Genomic DNA, 26912 nt, shown 5'->3' on the forward strand with positions numbered 1-26912 from the left:
GTACTCGCGCGACGCCCGGCGCGGCAGAGGCGCCCGCACCGCTATCCTCCCCAGTGGCCCTCGCGCCTCCACCCCGCAGCCCACAGAGAGAACCACCGTGAGCCTCCTCCGCACCAAGTCCGTCGAGCAGTCGATCGCCGACACCGATGAGCCCGAGTACAAGCTCAAGAAGTCGCTGACCGCGCTCGATCTCACGGTCTTCGGCGTCGGAGTCGTCATCGGCGCCGGCATCTTCACCCTCACCGGCCGCGCCGCCCACGACATCGCCGGACCGGCGATCGTCCTGAGCTTCGTCGTCGCCGCATTCGCCTGCGCCCTCGCGGCCATGTGCTACGCCGAGTTCGCCTCCACGGTCCCGGTATCGGGCTCCGCCTACACCTTCTCCTACGCCTCCCTCGGCGAGCTCTTCGCCTGGATCATCGGCTGGGACCTGATCCTCGAGCTGTTCCTCGGAGCGAGCGTGGTCGCGCAGGGGTGGAGCGCGTACCTCGGGTCGCTGCTGCAGCAGCTGGGAGTGACTCTCCCGCCGGCGCTCACCTACGGCGGCGTGGTCGACGTGCCGGCGATCCTGCTCGTCCTCGCGCTCGGCGCGCTGATGACCTTCGGGATCAAGGAATCGCTGCGCGTCAACCTGGTGCTCGTCGCGATCAAGCTGTTCATCGTCCTGTTCGTCATCATCGCGGGCCTGCAGTTCGTGAACACCGCCAACTACACCCCGTTCGTCCCCGCCGCCGAGCCCTCGCAGTCCGCGTCCGGTCTGACCCAGCCGCTGCTCCAGTTCCTCTCGGGCATCGAGCCGGCCACGTTCGGCGTCGGCGGCATCATCGCCGGCGCCTCCCTGGTGTTCTTCGCCTACATCGGGTTCGACGTCGTCGCGACGACCGCGGAGGAGACCCGCCGCCCCCAGCGCGACCTGCCCATCGGCATCATCGCCTCGCTGATCATCTGCACGGTCCTCTACTGCGCCGTCGCCCTCGTCGTGACCGGCATGGTCCCCTACCGCGAGCTCGACCCGTCGGCCGCGCTCGCCAATGCGTTCGCCTACCACGGGCAGACCTGGATGGCGACGGTCATCTCGGCCGGCGCCGTCGCCGGTCTGACCACCGTCGTGCTGACGCTGCTGATCGGAGCGACGCGCATCATCTTCGCGATGGCGCGCGACGGGCTCCTCCCCCAGCGCCTGGCCACCGTCCACCCGCGCCTGCGCACGCCGTGGTTCACCTCCGTGGTCGTGACCATCGTCGTCGCGCTGCTCGCCGGGCTCACTCCGATCGGCGTGCTCGAGGAGATGGTCAACATCGGCACGCTCTCGGCGTTCGTGCTGGTCTCGGTCGGCGTCGTGGTGCTGCGCCGCAAGCGGCCCGACCTGAAGCGCGGCTTCCGGGTCCCGCTGAACCCGTGGCTCCCGCTGCTCTCGGCCCTGATCTGCACCTACCTGATGCTCAACCTCTCGATCGAGACCTGGCTGCGCTTCCTGATCTGGCTGGCCGTGGGCTTCGCGATCTACTTCGCCTACTCGCGCAGCCACGCGAAGATCGGCACGCAGCCCTAGGGGGCCAGGCCCACCTTCGGCCTGGCCCAGGAGCGTCCGCGCGTGTCCTTGAGGATGTCGTACTCCACCTCGACGTGCGGCTCGATCGCGCTGTACTTGTCGTTCGGGGCGCCGATCACGAGCTGGAAGCCGAGACCGCGCCACGCACCGATCGCCCGCTTGGTGAAGTGGGCGTCGGCCTTGATCAGCGCCTCGTCCATGAAGACCGGGGCGTACCGGGGGCGGTCTGCTCCCGCGTCGCCGAGCTGATAGCGCAGCGCCGCTCCGACGATGAAGGCGATCAGCTCCTGCGACTCCCCGCCGGACTTCTCGCCGATGTGGTCGTACAGCGCAACGTGCGCTCGGGTGACGGCGTCCACGCGCTCGGCGCTGACCCGGACGTGGTTGCGGACGTCGACGAGGTCGCCGAAGTCGGGCGCGGTGCGCCGCAGCCGCTGGATGAGCCGGGACATCCGCCGGTAGACCTGCTCGCGCTCCTCCTCCGCGGACACGGCCTGGATCTGCGCGCGCACCTCGCGGAGCTCGCGGCGGAAGCGACGGCGCACCTCCGACTGGTTCTCGCGCGTCGTGATCTGCAGGCGGTGGCCGTCGTCGTAGAACGGCAGATCCTGCAGGATCACGTTGATCGGCTCGATCCGCTCGCGGATCTCCCGCAGCGAGCGGCCGAGCGTGGAGTCGAAGCTCGTGAGGTCGTTGCCGGAGAGCGTGAGCAGGCTGTCGCGCCACTCGGTCTCGAGCCGGTGCAGGCCGCTGGTCTCGAGGGCGTCGAGCAGCCGCTCGAAGTCGCCCGCGGACGCCTCGGGGTCCGCGAGCAGGTTGGGGTTCGGCCAGCGGTCGAGGAAGCCGGCCATGATCCGGCCGGCGCTCTCGCGCTGCTGCTCGTGCGCCTCGGCCGCGGAGCGGCGGTCCTCCGCCAGTCGCTGCGCTGCCGTGGCGAGCGCTGCGTCGAAGCGGACCAGGACGTCCGAGGCGCTGCCGGACGCCGCGGCCTCGGTCAGCGTGAACCGGGCGTCGAGGAAGGCGCGCTGGTCGTCGTCGAGCTCGCGTCCTGCCTGCTCCGCCGCATCGAGAACCGCCTGGCTCGCGTCGACGTCGTCGACCACGACGGCCCACTCCGCCTCGATCCGCTCGCGCTCCACACCGGCGCGCGCGATTTCCTGGCGGAGGCGCTCGAGGCGGCCGCGCAGCCCGTCGATCTGCTCCTGCAGCCCGGCGAGCTCGGGGTTCGCCTCCGCCGCCTCGGCGCCGACCGCCTCCCAGCGCTCCTGCTCGGCGAGCAGCGACTCGACGTCGACCGTCTCCCAGCTCACCAGCGCGAGGCGGGCGTGGCGCGTCATCCGGTCGTCGAGCGCATCGAGGGCCTCCTCCGCCGCCGACGCCGCCGAGACGGCCGCCGCGCTGCGGGCCCGGGCCGCCTCGACCAGGGCGTTCAGCTCGCGGAGACGACCGGTGTTGGAGAAGCCGAGGACGTTCGCGGCGCCGTGGCCGCCGTGCGCACCGCGCTGCCCCTGCGAGAGCTGACCGGTGAGGGTCAGGGCGAGCCGGTGGCGCCCGAGCTCCGCAGCGCTGTCGACGCACACGTAGCCGAAGCGGTCCTCGAGCCGGTCCTGCAGCCAGCCGGTGAAGGCGGTGGCGCGGTAGTCGAGGCGCCCGGGCAGCGTCTGCGGGTCGAGGCCCCGCACCTCCTCGAGCCCGGTCTCCACGCCCTCGTAGCGGAGCCGGACCGGGAGCCGGAGGGAGTCGATGGCGCGGCGGAAGCGGTCGAGGTGGGCGGAGTCGATCATCAGCGTCGTCGCGAAGCCGCCGAGGGCGAGCGTGAACGCCTCGCGCCAGGGCTCGAACTCGGCACGCACCTCGACCAGCTCGCCGACGAAGGGCAGGTCGTCGGCGGTGAGGCCGGCTGCCTCCGCGATCCGCTCGCGCGCCTCGTGCAGAGGCCGGGGGATGCTGTCCCGACGGTCCGAGGCCGAGCGCTGCTCCGCCTCGAGCTCGGCGAGCTCGCGCGCCGCGGCCTTCCGCTCGGCGACCGCGTCCGACCAGGCCGCACGGGTGCTGCGCTTGGCGTCGGCCGCGCTCGCCGCCCGGGCGAGCACCGCCTCGAACCGCTCGCGGGTGGTCTCCGGCTCGCCGAGAGCGCGCAGGTCCTCCTCGAGCCGGGCGCGGTTCTCGCGCGCCGCTCCCAGCCGCCGCTCCACCTCGCGGAGCTCGCGCTGGGCCGTCTCGAGGCGGTCGCCGCCGGAGGCCCGCAGCACCTCGGCGAGCCCGTCCCGCTCCGACTCCGCCGCCTCGGCGAGCGCCCGCTTCTCGCGGAGCACGGCGTCGACGGCGCGGGTGCGCTCGCGCAGCTCGACCTCGACGTCGCGCAGCAGGCCGAGGCGCTGCTCAGCGCGCCACAGGGCCGCCGGCGACACCGGGGCATCGAACTCCCCGAGCGCGTCGATGAGGCGCACGCGCTCCGCGGACGCGGCGATGCGCAGGCGCAAACCCCGCAACGGCTCGAGTGCCGCGACCTGCTGGCGCGCGGTGAGCATCCGCTGCCGCGTGCTCTCGAGCTCGTCGAAGTGGGCGACGACCGCGTCGGCGGAGGCCAGGGTCTCGGGCTCCTCGAGCACGAGCCGCTTGTAGAGGTCGTCGACGGTCGTGATCTGCTGACCGGCCTGGATGCGGGCGAGCAGGCTCATCGCCTTCGATCCGGCTCCCGCCGCTCCGATGCCGAGCACCGCGTGCAGACGCGCCGAGAACTCGCGGTCGGTGCCGAGCGGATCCAGGCCCGCCGCGCGCAGCGACGCGTCGGAGAAGCGGTGCGCCGCCGCCCGGTCGAGCGCGGCGAGGTCGACCGGGCCCTCGGCGCTCGCGCGGATCCGCACGGTCTCCTCGAGCACCCGGGAGCCGGCCGGGACATACCAGGCGCGGACCGCGCTGAAGCGCGAACCGTCGTGGTCGACCCAGGTCATCGCGACGGCGGTCCAGGTGTCGACTCCGTCGCCGCGCAGGACGCGCATGGTCGTGCCCTCGTCCGTGCGCGACTCGTCGAGCTTGCCGCGCGCGTAGGAGAGGATGTTCCGCTGGTCCTCGCCGCGCGGACGGCCCGTCACTCCGCCGTTCGAGGCGCCGTTGAACGGCGTGGTGTGCGGCATCATCAGGGCGATGTAGGCGTCCATCAGCGTGGACTTGCCGGAGCCGGAGCCGCCGCAGAGGAGCGTGGCGCCGGGCGCGAAGCGGACCCGGTGGGCGCCGTCGTAGCCGCCCCAGTTGACCAGCTGCAGGTCCTCGGCGAGCCACTGCTGACCGCGGGAGGCGGCGGGGATCAGGCCGAAGAGGGTGTCGAGCATCGTCATCGGGGGTCGTCCTCCGGGTCGGGGGTGTCGTCGTCGGTCGGCTCGTCGTCCAACGGCTCGTCGTCCGCGACATCGGCTCCGGGCAGGACGCCGTCCGTGGGCGGGTCCGCGTCCTCGTCGAGGCCGTCGCCCTCGAGCGCGTCGTCGTCCGCCTGCTCCGGGTCGTCCGAGCCGGGCTCCTCGGCGGGCGCCGCGTCTGCGACCACCGAGGAAGCGGCCTCGCCCGCCCGCCCGCGCAGCCAGTCGCTCAGCTCCCGCAGCTTCGGCGCGCTCAGCACGATCTCCACGATCGGGCTGATCCGGTACCGCCCTGCGGACTCCTCGTCGACGATGCCGTCGCGGCCGAGCCGCTCCAGCGCCTTGCGGACCATGCGCTGCCGGCGGGCGGTGTCGCGCTCGGCGTCGGCGAAGTAGCTGAGCACCGTCTGCTCGACCTCCTCGACGTCCACGCGCGCCGACGCCTCGCCGGCCGCCGACTCCCGCTGATGGACCGTGCGCAGGTGCACCAGGACCAGCGTCTCGGCGCGGGTGTAGGGGAGGTCGCGCAGCAGCACCGGCATCTCGACCTCGTCGGAGCGCACCTGCTGCTTGTAGGCGACCCCGCGCTCGTGGTCGACGACGAGCCGCACGAAGAGGTCGTTCAGCCGCGACTCGATCAGCTGCCGGTGCTCCTGGAGCACGGCCCACTGCTCGCGGTGGCGGTCGGCCAGGAGGAAGCGTCGCTGCAGCACGTGCACGAGCACCCGGCGCACCTCGGTGTCGAGGACGCCGCGGTCGCCGGGGAAGAGCTCGTCGGGGTCCTCCTCCATCGACACGGGCGCGATGAACGGATCGGCGGCGGGCCCGTCGGTCGCCAGGGTGTCACTCATCGTCGGTCTCCTCCTCGGTGCGGGCGGTCACGGATCCGAAGGCGAAGCGGCGCACGGTCCCGTCGGGTCGGCGCGTGCTCACGACGGAGTAGCCGTCGCGGTCGACGAGGCCCGTCCGGTGCGCGATCTCGAGCAGCCCGAGCAGGTCGACGGGCCGTCGCGTGTCCTCCGGAGCCGCGCTGAACGCGTCCGCCAGATCGAACTCGTCGCCGAGCTCCGCCACGTAGGCCTCCAGCTCCGCGTAGCGGGGACCGCCCCAGGCCCGGCTGTCGTCGCCGACGAACTCGGCGTCGCCGTCGTCTCCGGCCAGGGGCGCCGGCCCGCCGGCCGGACGCACGTCTCCCAGGGTCTGGCGCAGGTGGCCGATCCCGGCGACGGGCAGGTGCCGCAGAGGCGTGACCGGCGCGTCCGGCGAGATCCCGCCCGTCCACTCCTGGAGCCCCGCCATCACGTCGCGCAGCAGCTCGTCCACCTGGCGGTCGCGAGCGGGATCGTGGGTGCGGACCTGGCCCGTGATGACGTGGGACGCGCGACGCTGCGCGGTCAGGACCTCCTGCACGCCCAGCTCCACCCGGCGGCCGATCGCGGCCAGCTCCCCGCGCTGGGCCGGGTCCATCAGGCGGGAGAACGGCTGCACGAGCACGGTGTGCAGCTGATCGGCGAGCGCATCGATCCGCTCGGGGTCGCCCAGGAGGCGGAGGGCTCCGGCGAACGCACGGCCCTCGCTGGTGGCCTGCATCACGTGCTGCCCGCGCTCGAGGTACTCCCGCAGCACCTCGCCGGTCGGACGGACGTCGCGGCGCAGGTCCGCGACCACGTCGCGCTGCATCGCCTTGATCGACTCCGCCACCCGCGCGAAGTCGGCCGGCAGCTCGCGGGCGAGGTGCACCACGTTCTCGGCCTCCTCCAGGAGCTGCTCGTCGTCGGCCGGCTCGAGACCGGCGCCCTCCTCGAGGGCGGCGATCTCGGCGTCCAGGCGCGCCCGCTCCTCGCGGAGCCGCGAGAGGCGGGCCTCCGGGTCGGGATCGACGTCCGCGGCCAGCCGCTCGACCGCCTCCAGCAGGGTGCGCACCCGCGAGTTCGAGACGCGCGTGCGTCCACCTCCGGTGCGCCCGGTGATCTCGAGGGCGCTCACGGCGTGGGCGCTCAGCCGGTAGACCTCGGCCTCGCCCTCGATCTGCGGCACGAGCCAGCCGACGCGGACCCAGTAGCGGCACACCTCGCGCGCCGTGCCGCTCGGCAGAGCGCGCTCGCCCTCGTCGTACCCGGCCGAGCGCAGCTCCTCGAGCAGCTCCCCCACCTCGGCGTGCGCGTCGGCGACCGCCACGGCCTGCCGGTCGACGGTGAACACGAGCGACAGGGCGGCGACGACGAACGGCGCGTAGCGGCCGTGGAGGAGATCGAGGGTCGGCGTCCGGAAGGCGCCGAGGGAGCGCAGGTAGGCGGCCTCGGCGCGGGAGTTCGACATCGCCCTCAAGGATAGGCGGCGGGCCGGCATCGCGCGGACGAGGCGCCAGGCCTGCACCGGGCCGGCGGTCGGACGCCGTCCGGGTGGAGAGCCGTGTGGAGCGTGAGCGCGAGGGCGGTGCGATCCCGAGCCCCGAGCTTGCGCAGGAGCGAGGACACGTGGTTCTTGACGGTGCCCTCCGCGAGCACGAGTGCGGCGGCGATCTCCCGGTTCGTGCTCCCCACCGCCACCAGCTCGGCGACCACCCGCTCACTCCGCGTGAGCAGCGTGAACGGGCTCTCGCCGGTGCGGCCCGGCTGGACGGCCGGGCGGGCGACGCGCGGATCGATCACCATGCCGCCGGCGATCACGGCGTCGAGCGCCAGGACGAGTCCCTCCACCGAGGTGTCCTTGAGGAGGAATCCGGACGCTCCTGCGGCCAGGGCCTCCTGGACGAGCGCGTGGTCGTCGAAGGTGGTCAGAAGGAGGACGGGCAGATTAGGGTGCCGCCGCGCGCACTCGGCAGCGAGCTCCACTCCGTCCATGACCGGCATCCGCGCGTCGGTGACGACGACGTCCACCTCCGTCGAGCGCAGAATCTGCAGAGCGACCTGTCCGTCCTCGGCCTGGGCCGAGATCTCGACCCCCTCGACCGTCGAGAGAAGCATGACCAGCCCGCGGCGGATCATCTGCTGGTCCTCCACCAGCAGCACTCGCCTAGGCGTCGTCTCCGTCACGAAGCGCACCCCTCGTGTCCCCCGCCGCCGCGTCCGAGAGGGATCGCGAGGCGCAGGAGGAACCGGTCGCCGATGCGCCGCGCCGTCAGCCGCCCCCCTCGAGCCGTCGCGCGATCGTCGAGGCCGCGCAGCCCGAAGCCCAGCACGGGCTCGCCATCGCGGATACGAGAACGTCTGCCCGCGTCGATGTCACTGAGCATCGAGAGCTCGAGCCGGGCGTCCTCAATCTCGAGATCGATGCGGACACTGCGGGCAGCGCCGTGACGCAAGGCGTTCGTCAGCCCTTCCTGGACGCCCCGGTAGATGACGAGCGCGATCTCGTCGTCGCTGGTGAGGACACGATCCGACGCCGTGTCGCCGACCACATCGACGGTGACTCCTGTGCCGCGGAAGGATTCCGCGATCAGCTCCAGCGCGGCCAGCCCGCGGGCGCCCTCGTCCCGGACGGGGCTGAGCGCTCTCACCCACATCCGCATGTCCGCGAGTGCCTCGCTCGACGTGGATCGAGCCGTGCGGACCTCTGCCCACGCCTGCTCGGCATCGGCGGGGCGCAGGCGATCGGCGAGCTCGAGACTCATCGAGACGAGGGTCAGCTTGTACCCGAGGCCGTCGTGGAGCTCGCGTGCGCTCCGGGCGCGCTCGTCCGACAGCAGCAGCTCCTTCTCCGTCTCGGAGGCGCGATGCAACCGCCTGATCACACGCTGGTCGGCGGATCGCTCGCTCTCGAAGCCGCGAAGAGAGAGTCCCAGGGCGATCCCGAAGCACATCAGCACGGCCACGGGCACCACGTTGAGCAGACCGTCGAGCACTCCGGAGAGCAGCGCCCTCCCCGAGCCGACGGCGTCCCCGACATGGAGGGCCAGTCCGACGGAGGCGATCCAGATCATCGCGTGCGCCCCTGCGCGGAGCGAGACGTCGACCACCGCGAACGCCACGACGAGGAGGAGGACCGGGATCGTGAAATCGAGCCGGCCGAAGACGACGACCGGCGTCGCCGCGACGATGGACACCGTCGTCACGGCGACCCCGTGTCCCGCTCGGATCAGTCGGGGCCGGACGGCCCAGAGCCCGGCGATCACAGGCACCAGCGCGAGCCATGTGACCGCGACCGCTGCACCCGTGCCTCTCTGCGCGGAGTCCACGACGCCCAGGATCCCTGCCAGGACGAGGCAGCACAGGGCGATCGCCTGAAGTGCGATGACGGTCCTGTCCACGGTGCTCGACAGGGACGGCGCGACCGCGACCCGCTCGTGTCCTGCCGCTGACGGCGCGGAGATCTCCGCCGCCGTCTCCGGAGTTGAGCCCATGTCGACAACTGTAGCTCCGACTCCGGGATGCCGACCCGTGACCGCAGTCACGCCCTCACCGTGACTCCGGTCATCCTCATCCGTGACTTCGGCGGGAGGTGGTCGACTGCGGACCTTCCTAGCCTCGAAGTCAGCGCCGGGAGCCGCATCCCGCACCGCGAGACAAGTCGGACAGGAAAGGGAAGCGATGCCGCTCGACCTCGAATATCTCCGGTACTGCCGCCCTGGCAACCCGTTCTACGCGGTCGCCGAGGAGGGGGAGACATCGATGGCGACGCCTTCGACGTCGCGTCCTTCGCTCCGGAGGACTGGCAGGTGAGGGAGTCGCGGCCGTGGCGGAACTGGATGCCGGACGGTTGCCTCCTCCCTCGTCAGGGATGGAAGCTCCACCTCTCGTCGACACTCGATGACGCGGAGAAGGTCCTCGCCGCTGCTGCACGCTACTGCTTCGCCTCCCGACTGCCTTTCAAGCATCTCTCGACCACCTCTCACCTTCTGATGCAGAACGGCAAGTACGCCGATCGAGCGGGAGCTGGGAAGTTCATCACCGTGTATCCCGGTTCGGACGACGAGTTCGCCCGAGCGCTGGAGGACCTCGACGTCCGTCTTCGCGGGTTCAGAGGCCCGTACGTACTGTCCGACCGGCGGTGGAAGTCCGGGCCTGTGCACTTCCGTTACGGCGCCTTCGTCCCGTCCGAGACGGAGAGCGGCTTCGTCTCGACGGTGCTCGACCCGGACGGGAACGAGGTGGAGGACGTCCGGCGGCCGACATTCACACCTCCCCCGTGGGCTTCACTACCGGAGTCCGTCACTGTCGGGGCGGAGGACGAGGAAGAGGTCGCCTTCGGCTTCACGATGCTCTCAGCGCTGCACTTCTCGAACGGTGGTGGAGTCTATCTCGCTGAAGCGACGACCGACGAATTCGTGCCGATCGGGACGATCGTGGTCCTCAAGGAGGCGCGCCCGCACGCCGGGTTGGACGCCGACGGAGTCGACGCCGTGACTCGCCTGGCTCATGAGGAGGAGGTGCTCGTCGATCTGCAGTCCCTGGACTGCGTACCCGTCTTCTACGGATCCTTCACGGCCTGGGAGCACCGATACCTGGTCATGGAGCACATCGAGGGGAACGATCTGAAGCGCGAATGGATGACGAGGACTCCGCTGCTCCGACCAGCACCGTGGCGCGTCGGTGACCCTGCATACACCTCCTGGCTGACCACGACCGTCGCTCGCCTCGACGCCGCTCTCGCCTCCGTGCACCGCGCAGGATGGCTGCTCGGCGACATCCATCCGAAGAACGTCATCATGCGGAACGGCACGCACCCGTGCTTCCTCGACTTCGAGTTCGCGCATCGAATGGATCCGGAGTGGCGTTGTCGCCAGGGAGCGCCCGGCTACGAGCCCCTGGAAGGCCTGAAGGGGACGGAAGCGGACGAGTGGTCGCTCAGCATCCTCGAACTCGATCTCCTCTTCCCCCAAGCGACGATCGCCGACCAGGGCAACGTCGCGAAGATCGAGCAGCTCCTCCGAGCAGCCGCAGACGATCTCGCGGTTCCGCCCGCCGTGCTGCGGTCGATCAGGACCTCCACCCTCGACGTACTCCCCGCCTCCGGTCAGAGGTCGATCGACGAAGACGTCGGTCGACTCGCCGCCCTCTCGGACGACCAGCTGCGCGGCCAGATCGCCCGCGGTGTCGCATCGGTGCTTCAGTGGACGGACGACTCGCCGGTCGTTCCCGGAGACATCCCTGTCCTCGCCCGCGACAGCGCGGACCACCGTGCCGGATTCCCCTACGGCGCGGCTGGAGTCGTCGCTGTCTTAGGACGATCCGGAGATGTCGACCTCGAGGCCGCCGATCACTGGCTCGCCGCTCGCGTGGCCCAGGTGCGGTCGCGTGGTCTCTGCGGACGCGAGGGAATTCGCTACGCGGCTCGCCAGGCAGGACTCGCGCGCACACTCGAGGTCCTCGACCGCAGGCCCTCGGCCGCCCCTTCAGGTCCGACGCTGTGGTCGGGGTGGGCCGGTGCAGGGCTCGCCGAGCTCGCAGACGGAGGGGGCCCGTCGGAGGCGGCCCACCATCTCACCACGCTGCTCGATGAGGACGTCCGAGGAGCCTCCGTCGGCCTCCTGCACGGATGGTCTGCGGCCGCGATCCTGTTCGCCCGACTCCACGAAGCCACTGGCGACGACTTGTACATCACGCTCGCGATACGAGCCGTCGACGCCGATCTGGCGCGCTGTGCGATCACCCGGAACAACACTCTCGAGTTCGATGAGGGATGGAGGACTCTTCCTTACCTGGGGATCGGCTCGACCGGGCCCGGCCTGGCGATCCTGGAGCTGCGGCGGGTCACGGGCGAGGAGCTCTTCGCCGATCCCCTCGCGTCCATCGACGCCGCCGCGTCCTACCAGCAGTGCGCGCAGGCCTCACTCGCCCACGGTCTGTCCGGATTCCTCGTCTACCTCCGCCGCCGCGTACTGCACCGCCCGAGCGCGGAACTCGAGGAGGTCCTCCGCTCGCACGTCCGGTCGCTGCGCCTGCACGCCGTGCTCGACGACACCGGCGTCTTCTTCCGCGGCAACCAGAACCTCCGACTCTCGTCGGACTACCTGACCGGCTCGCTCGGAGTGCTCGCAGCGCTCGACGAGCTCGAGACCGGACGCTCCGCCCTGCCGTTCGGACTCTGACCGAGTCGGCCCGAGACGAGGAGAGGAGGTGATCACATGAACCGGATCCTCGATTTCCAGACCCTCGAAGGTGAGGCCGACGCGCACGACGCCGCGCGCGTCAGCACCTTCAGCGTCATCTCGCCGTGCCCGGGCTGGCCCAGCTCGATCACGTGGGGCAACTGCTGATAGTCGCTACCGGGCGCCCGCGATCCAGCATGACGTGGATCGCGGGCGTCTCACGAGTAAGACGTCCCCACCTTCGTCGAGGAGAAACGCTCATGATCCCCACCCTCCAGGCTCGAGCCGTCGAGCAGGTCATCACCGTAGGCCGGCAGCGGACGACCGTCCTGCGGGGCTGCGACATCGATCTGGAAGGGGGCGGGCTCACCGCTGTCGTCGGCCGCTCCGGCTCCGGCAAGTCCTCTCTCCTGATGTGCCTCAGCGGACTGGACCGGCCGACGTCCGGCGTCGTCGAGGTCAACGGCCGGGACGTGAACAGGCTGTCAGCGGCCGATCGCGCTCGCATGCTCCGCGCCCAGATCGGGTTCGTGTTCCAGCAGTACAACCTCGTGCCCTTCCTCGATGTCGAGGAGAACATCGCGCTCCCCTTCAGGCTCGACCGATCACCCGTGCCGCACGACCTGATCGGTGGACTCGTGGAATCGTTCGGCCTGCGCGACCGGCGCCGTGCGCCGGCGCGAACGCTCTCGGGAGGTGAGCAGCAGAGGACCGCTCTCTGCCGCGCCCTTGCACGGCGGCCCGGCATCGTCTTCGCCGACGAGCCGACCGGCGCCCTCGACTCGCAGAGCTCGCGGGTCGTCCTGTCGACTCTGAGGACGATGGCGGACGAGGGCCAGATGATCGTGATGGTCACGCACGATCTCGACGCCGCAGCCCTCGCGGACACGGTCGTGGTGATGCACGATGGTCGGACCGTGCGGACGACCGGACGCTGCACCAGCCATGAGCTGCTGAGCATCCTCGAAGAGGCCGGGGCCTGACTCGTGTCCCGTTACGTCGTACGCCTGTTCGCCGACGAGTGGCGCCGATGGTCTCCCGCGATCGCTGTGGTCGCCCTGATGGCGACGCTGATCGGGTTGTGCGTTCAGCAGTTCGCCTGGACCGGCGACCCCGCATTCACCGCCGCTGTCACGGAGGCCGGCGTCGCGCTCGGGGAGTTCCGGATCCTCTCGATCACGATCTACACTGTCGTGGCGCTCGTCGGCTGGGTCGCCCTGACGATCGTCGGCCGAGCGAGCGTTCTGGCCACAGGACGCACGCACGCGCTCTGGCTCCTGCTGGGCGCCTCCCGAGCCCAGGTGTTCGTCGTCACTCTCCTCGTGCTCGGCATCGTGAGTCTCCTCGGCGCCGGCATCGGAGCGCTCCTCTCGACACTGCTGGCGTTCTGGGCGGTTCCCGCATTCAACGGTGCCGTCTCGTCCGAGGTCGATCTTCCGAGCTTCTCGCTCGCGCCCTGGGCTCCGGTGGTCACGCTGGCACTCGGCACGCTCACCGCTCTGGCGGGCGGAGTCCTGCCCGCGCGCCGCGCCGCCCGCACGCCGCCGAGCGCCGCGCTGCGTGAAGTCGGGAGCGGTCGACCGGGTACGGCGATGCGCGCGGTGCGGATCGGCTGCGGCATCGCCCTCCTCCTCATCGCCTCCGGCCTTGTCACGGCATCCGCCTCTGCTCGAGAACTCGGAGCGACCGGACCGGCGCCGATGTTCAACCTGGCCGTCGACGTAGGAGGCAGCGTCCTCGTGGCCGTCTACCTCCTCTGCCCGGAGGTGATCGCGCTCGTCTTCCGGGCTCTGCACGCGCTCTCCGCCCGATCGGGTCTCGTCGTCGCGGCTCTCGGAATCCGCGCGGCAGCAGCCCGGGTGCAGGTCAGCACCGCCACGATCGCGCCGCTCACGGCAGGGCTGGGGGCGATCGCCGTGCTCCTGTGCGCGGTGGAGTCCGTCGTCGCCATGACGACGGCGGTCCGGCCCGGGACCCGCGCCGATCTCACCGATGTTCTGACGATCGTCGCAGTCGTAGCCGTGTCGATGCTCGCCACCAGCGCCACTGTCGTCGCTCTCTCTGCGCAGAACCGCGAGCGCGAGATCGCCCTGCTCCAGGCAGCGGGCCTGCAGCGCCGACAGATCATCGGGCTCGTCGTCTCCGAGAGCCTCGCGATGTCCCTCGCCGCTTCCACAGCAGCTGCCGCACCCGTCGCCGCCACCGGCGCGGTCTGCTGGCTCGTCAGTCGCGCAGCACTGGGCGAAGGGGTAGTGATCTGGCCGGTCCCGAGCGTCGTTCTCGGCCTCATCGGCTCGTGGATCGTGCTCTCGCTGATCCTCCTGATTCCCGCGCAGGCTCGGCTTCGCCGTCCTCCTGGACCGAGGTTGCGTGAGCACGGTGTCTGACGTGATCACGGGTCGCGACGCACTGCCGCCTCGGGTTTCTGCGATCGCCGGACGGCTGCGACATCTCGCAGCTCTGCAGCCGTCGAGCGCAGCCGCGGAGCCGACAGGCCCCCGGCAGGTGCTCCTCCGGGATCCCGACGGGCGCCCCGTGCAGCACACCCTCGTCATCGCACCGCAGGAGTCTCTGGTGCTCTCGCCGGGCGCCGCCGCTTTCGCACTCGTGAGCGATCAGGACGGTGATGAGCATCACCGCATCCGCGTCGCCGTCGCGACCAGGAGCGGAGCCGTCGAGATCGTTCAGGACGAGCGCCCCGTCTCCCCGCGCATCCGATCGTTCTCGGACGGATTCCTCTGGATAAGGCGGAACGACGCGGGTCGGCCCTGGCAGGCGGTCTGGTGGCATCGCAGCCTGACGACTCCCCACGTGCTGCTCGAAGAGCCCGATCAGGCTCGGAGGCTCGATCTGCGCAGCGTCGCCGGGGCGATCGCCGTACTCGCATCGAGAGGGGCGCGCGACTCCCGGTACTGGGTGCTGACCGGATAGGAGAGCAGTCCCCCGACGTGCCGTCGCCTCGACCTCGGCACGGAGAACGCGGATGTCTCCGCCTGCAGGGGCGGCCTCGCGGTCCTGTATCGACGGCACGGAGTCGTCCGGATGACCGGCTCGACGCGTCCTCTCGAGGTTCCCGTTCCGAAGGCCCTTCAGGCGGAGCACCTGCAGGAGGCCCAGGGTGAGCTCTTCGTACTCGGTCGGTCGTCCGGCAGGAGAGCGGTGTGGCTGCCCGGCGGCGGGGCAGACGCGCTCTGGCTCGCGCCGGCGGCCGGGACCCTTGTTCCCGCCGTCGATCCGATCACCCGCCACCCGATCATGCTCGTCTCCTCCCCTGCTCACCGCGCCCACTGCGTCACCCCTGTACCGGGTAAGGCACTCGCCACCGAGGTCACAGAACGGATGAAGGTCACGTCAATCACTGCGCCGAGCCGGGACGGCACCCTCGTCCCGCTCACCCTGATGACTCCTTACGGCGCCGACAGCTGTCCCGTCGTCGTCCACGTCTACGGCGCCTACGGCATCAGCCTCGAGGGGCCGTTCGATCCCTTCACGGACGACCTCCTCGCGCGCGGAGCCGCGATCGCCTACTGCCATGTCCGCGGGGGCGGAGAGAACGGCCCGGAGTGGCATCGGCAGGCGACCGGCCTCGGCCGCGAGCGCCCGATCGAGGACCTCCTCGCCTGCCTGGCGTTGCTTCGTGAGCTTCCAGGGATCGACTCGCACCGGCTCCTTCTCACCGCGGCGAGCGCGGGCGCGCTGGTCGCTGCGACGGTCTGCCTCCGTCGCCCCGCAGAACTCCGTGGCCTCCACCTCGTGCATCCCTTCCTCGATCCCGTCGGCGCGCTCGATGATCGCTCCGCAGCCGCGGCGGCGTCCGACCGTGAGGAGTTCGGTGACCCTGACTGGATCCTCGCGAGCGGGCTCTCTCCACTCGCGACGATCGCCACAATGGTGGGGCGGAGCCGACCGCTTCCGCGCGCGTGGATTCGAGCCGGTCTCCGCGATGCCCGAGTCGACGCGTCGGCGATCGCGGAATTCGCAAGCGCCTACCGGGCAGTGGCTGAGCGCGACGATCCCGCGCACGTCGTCCTCCGTGCGACCTCGGGCGGTCACCTCAGCGGACTGACGCCCGAGGAGTCCCACCAGGAGAACGTCCTCGCTCACGCCTGGACGCTCGACCTCCTCGGCCTGGCCTGACCCGTCGAGCGCAAGGACGAGGGCGATCGTTCCGGCGGGAGCCGATCTCGTCCAGGCGAGAACTGCCCTACGGCGTCACTGGCCGGCACCCGACACCCCGCCCGCCGAGCTCTGCGGCACCGGTCCGCACCGCCACAGAGAGAACCCGGTGACCGCGGAGGCGTGCTCCCCCGACTCCGTCCCCGCCGGCCCCCACTCCTGCAGCTCGGTGCACCCGTCAGCCACCACGGCCTTCCGCACCGACTCGGTCGGCGGAGCGGAGTTCTTCAGCACCAGCAGAGGCGTGCGTCCTGCCGCGATCATCCGGGTGACGTCCTGCTCGGTGAAGACCCGCGCCTGGCCGGAGTAGCCGCCGTCGGTGAGCACGCTCGCGCCGGTCGCCGTGATGATCGGCGCCGAGATCGCCCAGGAGTCGGTGAGGAACAGGGGCGCGCCGTCCACCCCGCCGCCGGCGGCACGAGCGGCGGCGACCAGGCCGGTCTCGTCGGCGGTCATCGAGTCGTGCCCGCCGACCGCGTCCGGCGATGAGACCGCGAACGGAGCCGAGGTCTCGGCCCGCTGCGGGAAGCGCAGGCCGACGAGCGCGTCGCCGCCCGACCCGTCGAGGGATGCGTCGAGCACCTGCAGGCTGAACGCGACCGGCCCGGCCAGGATCACGACCGCTGCCGCGAGCGCGACGGGACGACGGCGGGCCGCTTCCCTCCGGCTCCCGACCGCTCGCTCCACCGCACCGCCCCTCCGTCGCCGCGCCGCCACCGCGACCACGACGAGCCCTGCTCCGGCGAGCGCCGCGAACGGCAGGCCCAGCACCGCGGGCAGCTGCCCGCCCACGGCGAGCACCGCGCTCCACGCCGTCTGCGCGACGAGGAGGAGCGGCAGCACCAGCCGCGCGACGACCCGGGTCGACGCGAGCAGCCGCACCGCTTCCGCCCAGCCCAGCGCCGCGAGGAGCGCCAGCTGCACTCCGATCGCCGCGACGTAGGCGGTGTGCGGCACCGTCGCCACCGAGAGCACCGCCGCCGCCGTCGCCAGCCACACCGCGGTCAGGACCAGGAGGGCGAACGGACCGCGGGTGCTCCCCCGCCGCGGCCGCCAGCGCACCGCCCCCAGGATCAGGCCCGCGAGCGCCGCGGGGTACAGCCAGCCCACCTGGGTCGCGTACTGCGCGAGCAGAAGCTTCACCGGCGACGATCCCGCCGCTCCGCCCATCGCCGCGACGTGGGCGGACGCGACGACGGCGCCGGGCACCGCGCCCGAGATCAGCCGGTCGAGCCCGTTGAATCCGAACACCATCGCGAACACGTCGTTCCCCGTCGACCCGTCGATGTACGGCCGGCCGCCCGCGGGCACCGCCTGGATCGCGACCGTCCACGCCACGGAGGCGCCCACCGCGACGGCCAGGAGCCCGCCCGCCCAGGCGAGGGCTCGACGCCACCCGTGCACCCCGACGAGAGTCGCCACCACGAGCGCCGGCAGGACGAACCAGGCCTGCATCATCTTCGCCTGGAAGCCGATCCCGATGGACAGCCCGGTCATCAGGAGCGGCCACCACCGCCCGGTCAGCACCGCGCGCTGCCACCACACCAGCGCCACGGCGAGTGCCGCCGTGAGCAGCCCGTCCTCCATCGGGTGCCCGAACATCGACACGAAGATCGGCGTGCTCGCCGCCGCTGCCGCCGCGACCAGCCCGAGCCCCCGGCCGCCCCACCGGAGCCCGACGACCGAGCACGCCGCGACCGTGATCAGCCCCTCGATGAGCTGCGGCAGCGCGATCGACGACGTCGACATGCCGAACAGCCGGATGCTCAGCGCCTGCGGCACCGCGAACCCCGCCAGCTTGTCCAGCGTCACCGTGGCGGCGGGATCGAAGGCTCCGAACGCCAGCGCGTGCCACGACTCCGACATCGACCGTGCCGCCGCCTCGTAGAAGACGGCGTCTCCGCCCCGCGCGAGATTCCAGCCGGTGAGGACCGTCGATCCGCACAGGATCGCGAGGAGGGTGAGCCGCGCCCACCAGGGTTCGCGCCACCAGCGGGCGAGCGGAGCGGAGTGGGTCACGTCCACCGACGCTAGGGAGCCGGCCTGCCGCCGCCCTTGCGGGCGGTCGGGGAGACGCCGTGCATGCCGCTCCGGCTTCTCAGTCCGGACGCCGCCGGCACGGCCGACGACCAGGAAGGGTGCCGCGCCGCCCCGGTGACCCTCTAGGGTGCGGACATGCCCCGCTCCATGGCCGACCTCTCCTTCCGCCGCGCCCAGTGGGAGCAGCGCTACACGCCGCACGTGGCTCCCGTGAACCGATGGGTCGACGAGCTGCGGAACCCCTACGGACGCGGCTGGCTGCCCTACGTCGCGCCCCTGCACGGCGGAGTGGAGGCGCGCGTCCTCAGCGTCCTCCGCGATCCCGGTCCCGCCACTCAGGACGGCATCGGAAGCGGCTTCCTCTGCACCGAGAACGACGACCCGACGGCGGAGCTCATGGCCGGGCTGATGGACGAGGTGGGCCTCGCCCCCGGCGACCTGCTGCCGTGGAACGCCTACCCCTGGTACATCAACCAGGCGCCGAACGCCGAGCAGCTCGACGCCGGCGTCGAGACCGTCCTGCATCTGCTCGCGCTCGCCCCCGACGTCGAGGTGGTCCTCCTGCAGGGCGGCGACGCCGATCACGGCTGGCGGCGCCTCCTCAGGCGGCACCCGGCGATCGAGCGCGAGCGCGGCCTCACGGTGATCCGCACGTTCCACCCGTCCCGACAGGCGCTCTGGGCACGGGATGCCGCCGAGCGGGAGGCGCGCTCCGCCCGACGTCGCGAGGCCTTCGCCGAGGTCGCCGCAGCGCTCCGGTGAGCGGCCCGCAGCCTCGCGACGAGGCCCGGAAACGACGGAAGCCCTGACGACGACCAGTGGTCTCATCAGGGCTTTCCGTCGGGCTGACAGGATTTGAACCTGCGACCCCTTGACCCCCAGTCAAGTGCGCTACCAAGCTGCGCCACAGCCCGTGGCAGACCGGGCCGAGGCCCGGGCAACTCGACTACCTTAGCGGATGCCGACGCCGGAAGTGAAAACGAGCGGGCCCCGTAGACTCGCTGCGCGGAACGCGTCGGCACGGGTCGACGCGCCGTCGGCAGCTCGGGAGGCGTCAGCAGTGGATGCGCGGCAGAAGCGATCACAGGTGGCCCTGCACCGGGCCATCATCGAACTCGCGACCAGCCGCGACGTCGCCACCCTCACCGTCTCCGAGATCACGGATCTCGCCGGCGTGAACCGCTCCACCTTCTACGCCCACGCCTCCTCCGCCGCAGAACTGCTCTGCGCAGCCCTGCAGGACGAGCTCGACGCGATCCGCGAGGGCTACCTCCAGCAGCTCCGGAGCGGCGCCGCGACCGACGCGAGCATCCGCGAGGGCACCTCCCGCGTCCTCGGCCACCTGGACGGCCACCGCGACCTCTACCTCCGCGCGTTCGACGCCCCCGGCGGCGACTCGGGCCTCCGCGCGATGCTCGCGGGGCACTTCCGCACCGCCGTCTCCGCGACGCTCGACACCGGGATCCTCGACGTGCCGGCCGCGGAAGCACCGCTCGGGTTCCTCGAGGACGCGACGGCCTCGTTCCTCGCGGCGGGCTCCGTCGGCCTGATGGAGCAGTGGCTCCGCCTGCCCGCGCCCCGCGATCCCGGCAGCTACCTCGCCGCCTACCGACGGCTCCTGCCGCCGTGGTGGCCCTTCGCCACCGGCGACTGACCGGCCTCCCGGCCCTGCCGACGCCCGCTCGGAGAGACGACCGCCCGGTTCGAGGGACGCCGCTGGGCCTCCGGCAGCGCCGCGCCGCCCGTCACTCCCGCTCGAGACGAGTGCGATCTGCTCGACCGAGACGCACCGGAGCGGCATCCGCCCCCGCGACTCGACGACCGTTCCTCCCGGAGACGCGGACGGCCCGCGGGAGGAGCTCCCACGGGCCGGACACGGTGCGGCTGCGCTCAGCGCGCGCGCTTCTCGCGGACGCGCATGTTGACGTTAACCGGCGACCCCTGGAAGCCGTAGATCTCGCGCAGGCGGCGCGCGATGTAGCGGCGGTAGCCCGGGTCGAGGAACCCGGTCGTGAAGAGGACGAATGTCGGCGGGCGCGACGAGGCCTGCGTGCCGAAGAGCACGCGGGGCTGCTTGCCTCCGCGGAGGGGGTGCGGGTGCGCCGCGGTGAGCTCGGCGAGGAACGCGTTGAACTTGCCCGTCGGGATGCGCGTGTCCCACGACTCGAGGGCGAGCTCGAGCGCCGGCACGAGCTTCTCGAGGTGGCGACCGGTGCGGGCCGAGATGTTGACGCGGGGCGCCCACGCCACGTGGGCGAGGTCGGTCTCGATCTCGCGCTCGAGGTAGCGGCGGCGCTCGTCGTCGAGGAGGTCCCACTTGTTGAAGGCGAGCACGAGCGCCCGGCCCGACTCCAGCACCAGGTCGATGATGCGGACGTCCTGCTCCGAGATCGGCTGCGAGACGTCGAGGACGACGACGGCGACCTCGGCCTTCTCGAGCGCGGTCGAGGTGCGCAGCGACGCGTAGAAGTCGGCGCCCTGCTGGAGGTGCACGCGGCGGCGGATGCCCGCGGTGTCGACGAAGCGCCAGACCTTGCCGGCGATCTCGACCTGCTCGTCGACCGGGTCGCGCGTGGTGCCGGCGAGCTCGTTGACGACGACCCGCTCCTCCCCCGCCGCCTTGTTGAGCAGGCTGGACTTGCCGACGTTCGGGCGGCCGAGGATCGCGACGCGGCGCGGTCCGCCGACCTCGCGCTTGGCGACGGCCGACTCCAGAGGGAGCTTCTCGAGCACCGCGTCGAGCAGGTCGGCGACGCCGCGGCCGTGGACGGCCGAGACGGGGCGGGGCTCGCCCAGGCCGAGCGACCACAGCGAGGCGGCGTTCGGCTCCTGGCGGGCGTCGTCCACCTTGTTGGCGGCGAGGAAGACCGGCTTCTTCGTCTTGCGCAGCAGCTTCACGACGTGCTCGTCGGTCGCGGTCGCGCCGACGTTCGCGTCGACGACGAAGATGACGGCGTCGGCGAGGTCGATGGCGATCTCGGCCTGCATGGCGACGGAGGCGTCGATGCCGCGGGCGTCGGGCTCCCAGCCGCCGGTGTCGACGATGGTGAACGCCCGGTCGATCCACTCCGCCTTGTAGGACACGCGGTCGCGCGTGACGCCCGGGGTGTCCTCGACGACGGCCTCGCGGCGGCCGAGGATGCGGTTCACCAGCGCGGACTTGCCGACGTTGGGGCGGCCCACGATCGCCACGACCGGGAGGGCGGGGAGGTAGCGGACCTCGTCCGAGTCCTCCCCGGCGAACTCGAGGAGGTCGAGGTCCTCCTCGTCGAGGTCGTAGTCCTCGAGTCCGCTGCGGAGCGCCTGCGCGCGTGAGGAGGCGAGCTGCTCGTCGAGGTCGCCGAGGCGCTCGACGAGGTCGTCGTCTCCGAAGTTCAGCTCGTCGTCACCGACGTGCGTGTCCTGTGCCATGACCGGCCCTTGCTCTCGAAGTTCGGACCTCGGCGACGACCGCGTCGACGGTCTGCTCGAAGTCGAGATGAGTGGAGTCGAGAAGAGTGACTCCTTCTGCGGCGTTCATGAAGTCGACCACCTGCGAGTCGGCGCGGTCCCTCGACCGCAGCGCCTGACCCGTCGCCTCGGCGGATTCCGTGGTGACCTCGCGCGAACGCCTGGCCATTCTAGCCTCTTCGCTCGCCGTCAGCAGGATCCGGACCGGAGCGGTCGGTGCGACGACCGTCGTGATGTCGCGGCCCTCGACGATGATGCCCTCCCGACGCGTCTCGCCGATGATCCTCCGGAACAGCAGTGTGATCCTCCGACGGACCTCGGGGACCTTCGCCACGGCCGAGACGCGCGCGGTCACCCGGGGCTCGCGGATGGCGGCGGTCACCTCGGTCGGACCGACCCACACCGAGTACGACTCGGGGTCGGTGCCGATGGAGTAGTCGAAGCCGTCGAGCGCGTCGACGATCGCGTCCTGGTCCTCGAAGTCGAGGCCGCGGTCGAGCCCGTGCCAGGCGAGCGCGCGGTAGGCCGCTCCCGTGTCGAGGAACTCGAAGTCGAGGCGGCGGGCGGCAGCCCTCGACACGCTGGACTTGCCGCTGCCGGCCGGGCCGTCGATGGCGACCACGACGGCCTCGCCGAAGTCGCCCTGCTCGGCGGCCTCGGAGCGCGCCTCGCGCTCGGGAGCCGCGCCCCCGTCCTCCGGGATGCTCTGCTGTGCCCGGCGGGCGGGCGTCATCCTGTTCAGGCCGCCCTCCTGCCTGTTCTGCTCGGTGCTCATCCGGCGATCCTCCAGCCGCGTATGGTCAGTTCTTCGGTCAGCGGCGCGACCGCCTCGGGCACGACCGAGATCTCGGCGAGACCCACTCGGCGCCCCTGCGCGTGCTCGAGGCGCACGTCCTCGAGGTTGACGCCCGCCTCGCCGATCTCCACCAGGAGCCGCGCGAGGGTTCCGGGAGAGTCGTCGACGAGGACGATCAGGGTCGAGAAGCGCTGGTCCTGGCCGTGCTTGCCGGGCAGGCGCGCCACTCCGGCGTTGCCCGCGGCGAGGTGCTCGGCGAGCACGCGGCGCGAGCCGGGCGCCTCGAGGTCGCGAAGCGCGTCGGCCACCGCGGCGACGTCGTCGCGGAAGGCGTCGAGCACCGCGACGACGTGCTCGCGGTTCGCGGCCAGGATCTGCATCCAGAGCTCGGGGGCCGAGGCCGCCAGGCGCGAGACGTCGCGGACGCCCTGCCCGGCGAGGCGGAGCGCCGCGTTCGGGGCGTCGAGGAGGCGCTGGCCGAGCAGTGACGAGATCACCTGCGGGGCGTGCGAGACGAGGCCGACCGACAGGTCGTGCTCCTCCGGGTCCATCTCGACGATGGTGCCGCCGAGGTCGAGAGCGAGGCCCTCCACCCTTGCGAGCGCGTCGGGCGCGGTCTCGCCGTCGCGGCAGATCACCCAGGGTCTGCCGACGAAGAGGTCTCCCCGCGCGGCGACCGGTCCGCCGCGCTCGCGGCCGGCCATCGGGTGCGAGCCGATGTAGCGGGCGAGGTCGACGCCGCGGGAGCGCAGCTCGCGCAGCGGCTGGGTCTTGACGCTCGCCACGTCGGTGACGACGGCTCCTGGGTGCGCCGCGAGCTCGCGCTCGACGACGCTCGCGGTGACGTCAGGGGGGACGCAGACGACGACGACGGAGGGCCGGTCGTCGGCGGAGGCGGCGCGGCCGGCCCCGTAGTCGATGGCGAGGGAGAGGCTCGCGGGCGAGGCGTCGTCGAGGACGACGTCGATCCCGCGGGAGGCGAGGCCGAGGCCGATGGAGGCGCCGAGCAGTCCGGAGCCGACCACCCGCACCGTCCCGGTCGTCCGCATCGCGGGCGGCGCGGGGTGCAGGAGCTCGTTCACCCCGACAGCCTAGCGATCGGCGCGGCGCTGCTTGTCGGCGCCGGACCGGCGCGGAGGACCGTCGCTCCGCCCGCCGCCGGCGGAGGAGCCGCCGCGATCGGACGACCGTCCCGCCGAGCCGCCGCGGTCGGACGACCGTCCGGACGATCCGCCGCGGTCGGACGACCGTCCGGCCGATCCGCCGCGATCCGAGGATCGCCCGGACGAGCCGCGCTCCGCCGGGGCGCCGCGCTCGCCGCTGTCAGGCCGGGGCCGCCGCGCACCCGCGCTCGCCTTCTTCGAGGGGACCGCGGGAGCGGCCGCCACCGCCTCGCCGCCCTGCCGCGCGATCGTGAGCAGCGCGCCCAGCTCCTCCCGGGTCAGGTCGCGCAGATCGCCCGAGCGCAGGGTGCCCAGGTGCAGCGGCCCGAACTGGCGGCGGACGAGCTCGATCACCGGGTGGCCGACAGCCGCCATCATCCGGCGGACGACCCGGTTGCGACCGGAGTGCAGGGTGATCTCGACGAGCGAGGCGTTCGAGCGGCCCTCCGGCCGGCCGAGGAGACGCGCCTTGTCGGCGGCCACCGGTCCGTCGTCGAGCTCGATCCCGGAGGTCAGCGTCGCGATCGTCTGCGGGAGGACCTGCCCGTGCACCTTCGCGATGTAGGTCTTCGTCACTCCGAACGACGGGTGCGCGAGGACGTGGGCGAGCTCGCCGTCGTTGGTCAGCACCAGCAGTCCCGAGGTCTCGGCGTCGAGGCGCCCGACGTTGAACAGCCGCTCCTCGAAGTTCTTCGTGTAGAGGCTGAGGTCGGTGCGGCCGTTCTCGTCCGCCAGCGAGCTGACGACGCCGATCGGCTTGTTGAGCATCACGTAGCGGCGCGAGGTGTCCAGCTGCACCGCGACCCCGTCGACCTCGATCCGGTCGGTCGCCGAATCGATGCGGCGGCCGAGCTCGTCCGCCACCTCGCCGTTGACGCGGATCCGCCGCGCCACGATCATCTCCTCGACCACTCGTCGGGAGGCGACCCCCGCTGCCGCGAGGACCTTCTGCAGTCGTTCGCCGTCGGGGCCGCTGTCAGGCGCGCTCATCGAATCCGTCTCTTCCGTCGCTCAGTAGGGGGGAGATCTTCGGCAGCTCGTCGAGCGAGGTGAGGCCGAGGTGCACGAGCAGCTGCTCGGTGGTGCCGTAGAGGACCGCGCCCGTCTCGGGGTCGTGGCCGACCTCCGCGATGAGGCCGCGGCCGAGGAGGGTGCGCGCGACGGAGTCGACGTTGACCGCGCGGATCTGCGCGACCTGACCGCGCGAGACCGGCTGCTTGTAGGCGATCACGGCGAGCGTCTCGAGCGCCGCCTGCGAGAGCCGCGTCGGGTTCTGCGTCAGGACGAAGTCCTTGACCACCGGGTCGTACTCGCGGCGCACGTAGATCCGCCAGCCGGCACCGACCTCGCGCAGCTCGAAGCCCCGGCGGATCGCTCCGTCGGCGCCGTCGTAGTCGGCTACCAGGCGCTCGATCGACTGGCGGACCACGGCGATCGGCCTCGACAGCGCGGTCGCGAGGGAGGCGAGCGGCTGCGGCTCGTCCGCGACCATCAGGATCGCCTCGATCGCCCGGTCGATCTCGAACGCGACGGTCCCGGGGCCGGCGTCAGGAGTCATAGTCGGCTCCGAGCGCGGCGAGGCTCGCATCGCTCCACTGCTCGGCGACCCAGCGCAGCGTGAGCTCGCCGAGCGGCTCCGGCTGGTCGAACGAGATCGCGGCGTGCCGGTAGAGCTCGAGCACGGCCAGGAAGCGCGCGACGATCACGCCTTTCTCGTCGGCGTCCGCGATCAGCTCGCCGAAGGTGGCCCTCCCGCGGGCGCGCAGCATCGCCACGACGTGGGCGGCCTGCTCCCGGATGCTGATCTGCGGGGCGTGCAGGTGGTCCAGGCCCACCGTCGGCAGCTCGCGCGGAGCGAGGGCGACGGTCGCGAGGGCGGCGAAGTCGGCGGGCGACAGGGTCCAGACGAGCTCCGGCTTCGCGGACCGGTACTCCTCCTCCAGAGGCACGTCGCGCACGTGGCGGGCGGTCTCGATCGCGATCCGCTCGGCGAACCACGACGACACCTGCTTGAAGGCCCGGTACTGCAGGAGCCGGGCGAACAGCAGGTCTCGCGCCTCCAGCAGCGCCGCGTCCTCCGCGTCCACGAGCTCGCCCTGGGGCAGGAGTCCGGCGATCTTCAGGTCGAGGAGCGTCGCGGCGACGACGAGGAACTCCGACGCGCGGTCCAGCCCCTCGAGCGAGTCGATCCCGTGCAGGTACGAGAGGAACTCGTCCGTCACGGCGCTCAGCGCGATCTCGGTGATGTCGACCTGCTGCTTCGCGATGAGGCTCAGCAGGAGGTCGAACGGACCCTCGAAGTTGGTCAGCGCGAGGTGGAACCCGGTGGGAGCGGCGCGCTCCTCGAGGAGGACCTCAGGCGACCGCGCCACGCGAGATCAGCTCCCTGGCGAGCTTGCGGTACGCCTTCGCGGCGTTGTGCTCGGGCGCGAACTGGGTGATCGGGACGCCGGACACGCTGGCGTCCGGGAACTTCACCGTGCGGCCGATCACCGTCTCGAGCACGCTGTCGCCGAAGGCGTCGACCACCCGGTCGAGCACCTCACGCGAGTGCAGGGTGCGGGAGTCGTACATCGTGGGCAGGATGCCGTCGAGCTCGATCACCGGGTTGAGCCGGTCGCGGACCTTGTCGATCGTCTCGATCAGCAGGGCGACGCCGCGCAGCGCGAAGAACTCGCACTCGAGCGGGATGAGGACGCCGTGGCTCGCGGTGAGCGCATTGACCGTGAGCAGACCCAGCGAGGGCTGGCAGTCGATCAGGATGACGTCGTAGTCCGCGCTCACCTTGCGGAGCACGCGAGCGAGGATCTGCTCGCGCGCGACCTCGTTGACGAGATGGACCTCGGCGGCGGAGAGGTCGATGTTGGCCGGGATGACGTCCAGGCCCGGCACGCGGGTCCTCCGGATCGCCTCGGCCGGGTCCTTCACGGTGCCGAGGAGCAGGTCGTAGATCGTGATGGCGTCGTAGGTCGTGACCCCGAGGCCGGCCGAGAGGGCGCCCTGCGGGTCGAAGTCGATGGCCAGCACCCGGCGGCCGTACTCGGCGAGGGTCGCACCCAGGTTGATGGTCGTCGTCGTCTTGCCGACGCCGCCCTTCTGGTTGCAGAGCGAGATGATCCGAGCGGGGCCGTGACCGGTGAGCTCCACCGGCAGCGGGAAGTCGCGCAGGGGGCGGCCGGTCGGGCCGAGCGTCGGGGCTTCGAGACCGGTGAGCTCGGCCTTGTCGTCCGTCTTGCGTGTCACCTGCGTCGTCCTCGCTTCCGTGGCGGCGTGCGCTCCCGCGCGGCCTCCGACGAGTGTACCGGCGCCCCGCTCCCCGGCCGCCGCGCCCCGCCGCGCGGGGCCGCGG

21 protein-coding genes, 1 tRNA gene and 1 pseudogene are annotated in these 26912 nt (G+C 71.9%); 9 read left to right on the forward strand and 14 right to left on the reverse strand.

Annotation, left to right across the window (positions count from 1 at the left end):
- The first annotated feature begins 97 nt into the window (after positions 1-97).
- Positions 98-1552 carry an amino acid permease gene (locus C5C74_RS06100; protein WP_104351152.1) on the forward strand — a complete coding sequence of 485 codons (1455 nt, stop codon included), beginning with the start codon at positions 98-100 and terminating at the stop codon, positions 1550-1552.
- Here the strand turns inward: C5C74_RS06100 and C5C74_RS06105 are convergent.
- The 5 genes from C5C74_RS06105 to C5C74_RS06125 are packed head-to-tail and all read right to left on the reverse strand — an operon-like array spanning position 1549 to position 9250.
- The gene (locus C5C74_RS06105; protein WP_104351153.1) at positions 1549-4890 is read right to left on the reverse strand and encodes an ATP-binding protein; all 3342 of its coding nucleotides are present in this window, start codon (positions 4888-4890) and stop codon (positions 1549-1551) included. The two genes, C5C74_RS06100 and C5C74_RS06105, sit on opposite strands and share 4 nt — an antisense overlap.
- Positions 4887-5759, reverse strand: a complete 873-nt coding sequence (locus C5C74_RS06110; protein WP_104351154.1) for a DUF4194 domain-containing protein — start codon at positions 5757-5759, stop codon at positions 4887-4889. Before C5C74_RS06110 ends, C5C74_RS06105 begins: the two co-directional genes overlap by 4 nt.
- On the reverse strand, positions 5752-7227 hold the full coding sequence (locus C5C74_RS06115; protein ID WP_104340100.1) for a DUF3375 domain-containing protein: 1476 nt from the start codon (positions 7225-7227) through the stop codon (positions 5752-5754). Before C5C74_RS06115 ends, C5C74_RS06110 begins: the two co-directional genes overlap by 8 nt.
- A gap of 5 nt (positions 7228-7232) precedes the next feature.
- Positions 7233-7943, reverse strand: a complete 711-nt coding sequence (locus C5C74_RS06120; RefSeq protein WP_258064105.1) for a response regulator transcription factor — start codon at positions 7941-7943, stop codon at positions 7233-7235.
- Positions 7940-9250: a sensor histidine kinase gene (locus C5C74_RS06125; RefSeq protein WP_104351155.1), complete on the reverse strand. Its 1311-nt coding sequence runs from the start codon at positions 9248-9250 to the stop codon at positions 7940-7942. The genes C5C74_RS06120 and C5C74_RS06125 overlap by 4 nt, the downstream gene beginning before the upstream one ends.
- A 27-nt stretch (positions 9251-9277) precedes the next feature.
- Here C5C74_RS06125 and lanKC point away from each other — a divergent pair, with 27 nt between their 5' ends.
- The 6 genes from lanKC to C5C74_RS06150 all read left to right on the forward strand — a co-directional run bounded on the left by lanKC (position 9278) and on the right by C5C74_RS06150 (position 16075).
- The gene (lanKC, locus tag C5C74_RS06130) at positions 9278-11938 is read left to right on the forward strand and encodes a class III lanthionine synthetase LanKC (RefSeq protein WP_146083012.1); all 2661 of its coding nucleotides are present in this window, start codon (positions 9278-9280) and stop codon (positions 11936-11938) included.
- 36 nt (positions 11939-11974) lie between these two features.
- A complete protein-coding gene (locus C5C74_RS17770; RefSeq protein WP_258059251.1) occupies positions 11975-12106 on the forward strand; it encodes a hypothetical protein in 132 nt (43 codons plus the stop codon).
- A 92-nt stretch (positions 12107-12198) separates the two neighbouring features.
- On the forward strand, positions 12199-12921 hold the full coding sequence (locus C5C74_RS06135; protein WP_104225415.1) for an ABC transporter ATP-binding protein: 723 nt from the start codon (positions 12199-12201) through the stop codon (positions 12919-12921).
- Between the two features lie 3 nt (positions 12922-12924).
- Positions 12925-14325 (forward strand): FtsX-like permease family protein, encoded by a 1401-nt coding sequence (locus C5C74_RS06140; RefSeq protein ID WP_104351157.1) that lies wholly within the window; start codon positions 12925-12927, stop codon positions 14323-14325.
- Between the two features lie 148 nt (positions 14326-14473).
- Positions 14474-14869: a hypothetical protein gene (locus C5C74_RS06145; protein WP_146083013.1), complete on the forward strand. Its 396-nt coding sequence runs from the start codon at positions 14474-14476 to the stop codon at positions 14867-14869.
- A gap of 408 nt (positions 14870-15277) precedes the next feature.
- Positions 15278-16075: a prolyl oligopeptidase family serine peptidase gene (locus C5C74_RS06150; protein ID WP_181134655.1), complete on the forward strand. Its 798-nt coding sequence runs from the start codon at positions 15278-15280 to the stop codon at positions 16073-16075.
- Between the two features lie 75 nt (positions 16076-16150).
- Here C5C74_RS06150 and C5C74_RS06155 read toward each other — a convergent pair whose 3' ends face one another.
- The gene (locus C5C74_RS06155) at positions 16151-18133 is read right to left on the reverse strand and encodes a glycosyltransferase family 39 protein (RefSeq protein ID WP_104351160.1); all 1983 of its coding nucleotides are present in this window, start codon (positions 18131-18133) and stop codon (positions 16151-16153) included.
- Positions 18134-18289: 156 nt separating this feature from the next.
- Between C5C74_RS06155 and C5C74_RS17775 the strand changes: the two genes are divergently transcribed.
- Positions 18290-18916, forward strand: coding sequence for a uracil-DNA glycosylase (locus C5C74_RS17775; protein WP_104351161.1), 627 nt, complete (start codon positions 18290-18292; stop codon positions 18914-18916).
- A gap of 78 nt (positions 18917-18994) precedes the next feature.
- Here C5C74_RS17775 and C5C74_RS06165 read toward each other — a convergent pair.
- A tRNA-Pro gene (locus C5C74_RS06165) sits at positions 18995-19068 on the reverse strand.
- Positions 19069-19241: 173 nt separating this feature from the next.
- Here C5C74_RS06165 and C5C74_RS06170 point away from each other — a divergent pair.
- Positions 19242-19808, forward strand: a complete 567-nt coding sequence (locus C5C74_RS06170) for a TetR/AcrR family transcriptional regulator (protein WP_104351162.1) — start codon at positions 19242-19244, stop codon at positions 19806-19808.
- 236 nt (positions 19809-20044) lie between these two features.
- Here the strand turns inward: C5C74_RS06170 and der are convergent, their stop codons facing one another.
- From der to C5C74_RS06205, 7 genes and pseudogenes are all read right to left on the reverse strand, one after another.
- Positions 20045-21565, reverse strand: a complete 1521-nt coding sequence (gene der, locus C5C74_RS06175; protein ID WP_104222506.1) for a ribosome biogenesis GTPase Der — start codon at positions 21563-21565, stop codon at positions 20045-20047.
- Complete coding sequence (cmk, locus tag C5C74_RS06180; protein ID WP_244229618.1) at positions 21540-22379, reverse strand: (d)CMP kinase; 840 nt, start codon at positions 22377-22379, stop codon at positions 21540-21542. The genes der and cmk overlap by 26 nt, the downstream gene beginning before the upstream one ends.
- Positions 22376-23449, reverse strand: a complete 1074-nt coding sequence (locus C5C74_RS06185) for a prephenate dehydrogenase (RefSeq protein WP_104222605.1) — start codon at positions 23447-23449, stop codon at positions 22376-22378. Before C5C74_RS06185 ends, cmk begins: the two co-directional genes overlap by 4 nt.
- A 333-nt stretch (positions 23450-23782) precedes the next feature.
- Positions 23783-24553, reverse strand: a pseudogene (locus C5C74_RS06190) (pseudouridine synthase); the annotation flags it as partial.
- Positions 24540-25121 (reverse strand): SMC-Scp complex subunit ScpB, encoded by a 582-nt coding sequence (gene scpB, locus C5C74_RS06195; RefSeq protein WP_104238575.1) that lies wholly within the window; start codon positions 25119-25121, stop codon positions 24540-24542. The pseudogene C5C74_RS06190 and the gene scpB, both read right to left, overlap by 14 nt.
- The gene (locus C5C74_RS06200; protein ID WP_104267431.1) at positions 25111-25935 is read right to left on the reverse strand and encodes a ScpA family protein; all 825 of its coding nucleotides are present in this window, start codon (positions 25933-25935) and stop codon (positions 25111-25113) included. Before C5C74_RS06200 ends, scpB begins: the two co-directional genes overlap by 11 nt.
- Positions 25919-26806, reverse strand: a complete 888-nt coding sequence (locus tag C5C74_RS06205; RefSeq protein ID WP_104222502.1) for a ParA family protein — start codon at positions 26804-26806, stop codon at positions 25919-25921. The genes C5C74_RS06200 and C5C74_RS06205 overlap by 17 nt, the downstream gene beginning before the upstream one ends.
- Between the last annotated feature and the right edge of the window lie 106 nt (positions 26807-26912).

This window comes from Rathayibacter sp. AY1E8, assembly GCF_002931415.1.
In the GTDB taxonomy this organism is placed as follows: Bacteria; Actinomycetota; Actinomycetes; order Actinomycetales; family Microbacteriaceae; genus Rathayibacter.

What these genes read in the sequence shown, in the direction of transcription:
- lanKC (WP_146083012.1), top strand. Translation starts at nt 9,278, where the DNA reads ATGCCGACCCGTGACCGCAGTCACGCCCTCACCGTGACTCCGGTCATC.
- C5C74_RS06115 (WP_104340100.1), bottom strand. Translation starts at nt 7,227, where the DNA reads ATGTCGAACTCCCGCGCCGAGGCCGCCTACCTGCGCTCCCTCGGCGCC.
- C5C74_RS06185 (WP_104222605.1), bottom strand. Translation starts at nt 23,449, where the DNA reads ATGCGGACGACCGGGACGGTGCGGGTGGTCGGCTCCGGACTGCTCGGC.
- C5C74_RS06150 (WP_181134655.1), top strand. Translation starts at nt 15,278, where the DNA reads ATGAAGGTCACGTCAATCACTGCGCCGAGCCGGGACGGCACCCTCGTC.
- der (WP_104222506.1), bottom strand. Translation starts at nt 21,565, where the DNA reads ATGGCACAGGACACGCACGTCGGTGACGACGAGCTGAACTTCGGAGAC.
- C5C74_RS06105 (WP_104351153.1), bottom strand. Translation starts at nt 4,890, where the DNA reads ATGACGATGCTCGACACCCTCTTCGGCCTGATCCCCGCCGCCTCCCGC.
- C5C74_RS17775 (WP_104351161.1), top strand. Translation starts at nt 18,290, where the DNA reads ATGCCCCGCTCCATGGCCGACCTCTCCTTCCGCCGCGCCCAGTGGGAG.
- scpB (WP_104238575.1), bottom strand. Translation starts at nt 25,121, where the DNA reads ATGACTCCTGACGCCGGCCCCGGGACCGTCGCGTTCGAGATCGACCGG.
- C5C74_RS17770 (WP_258059251.1), top strand. Translation starts at nt 11,975, where the DNA reads ATGAACCGGATCCTCGATTTCCAGACCCTCGAAGGTGAGGCCGACGCG.
- cmk (WP_244229618.1), bottom strand. Translation starts at nt 22,379, where the DNA reads ATGAGCACCGAGCAGAACAGGCAGGAGGGCGGCCTGAACAGGATGACG.
- C5C74_RS06125 (WP_104351155.1), bottom strand. Translation starts at nt 9,250, where the DNA reads ATGGGCTCAACTCCGGAGACGGCGGCGGAGATCTCCGCGCCGTCAGCG.
- C5C74_RS06110 (WP_104351154.1), bottom strand. Translation starts at nt 5,759, where the DNA reads ATGAGTGACACCCTGGCGACCGACGGGCCCGCCGCCGATCCGTTCATC.
- C5C74_RS06135 (WP_104225415.1), top strand. Translation starts at nt 12,199, where the DNA reads ATGATCCCCACCCTCCAGGCTCGAGCCGTCGAGCAGGTCATCACCGTA.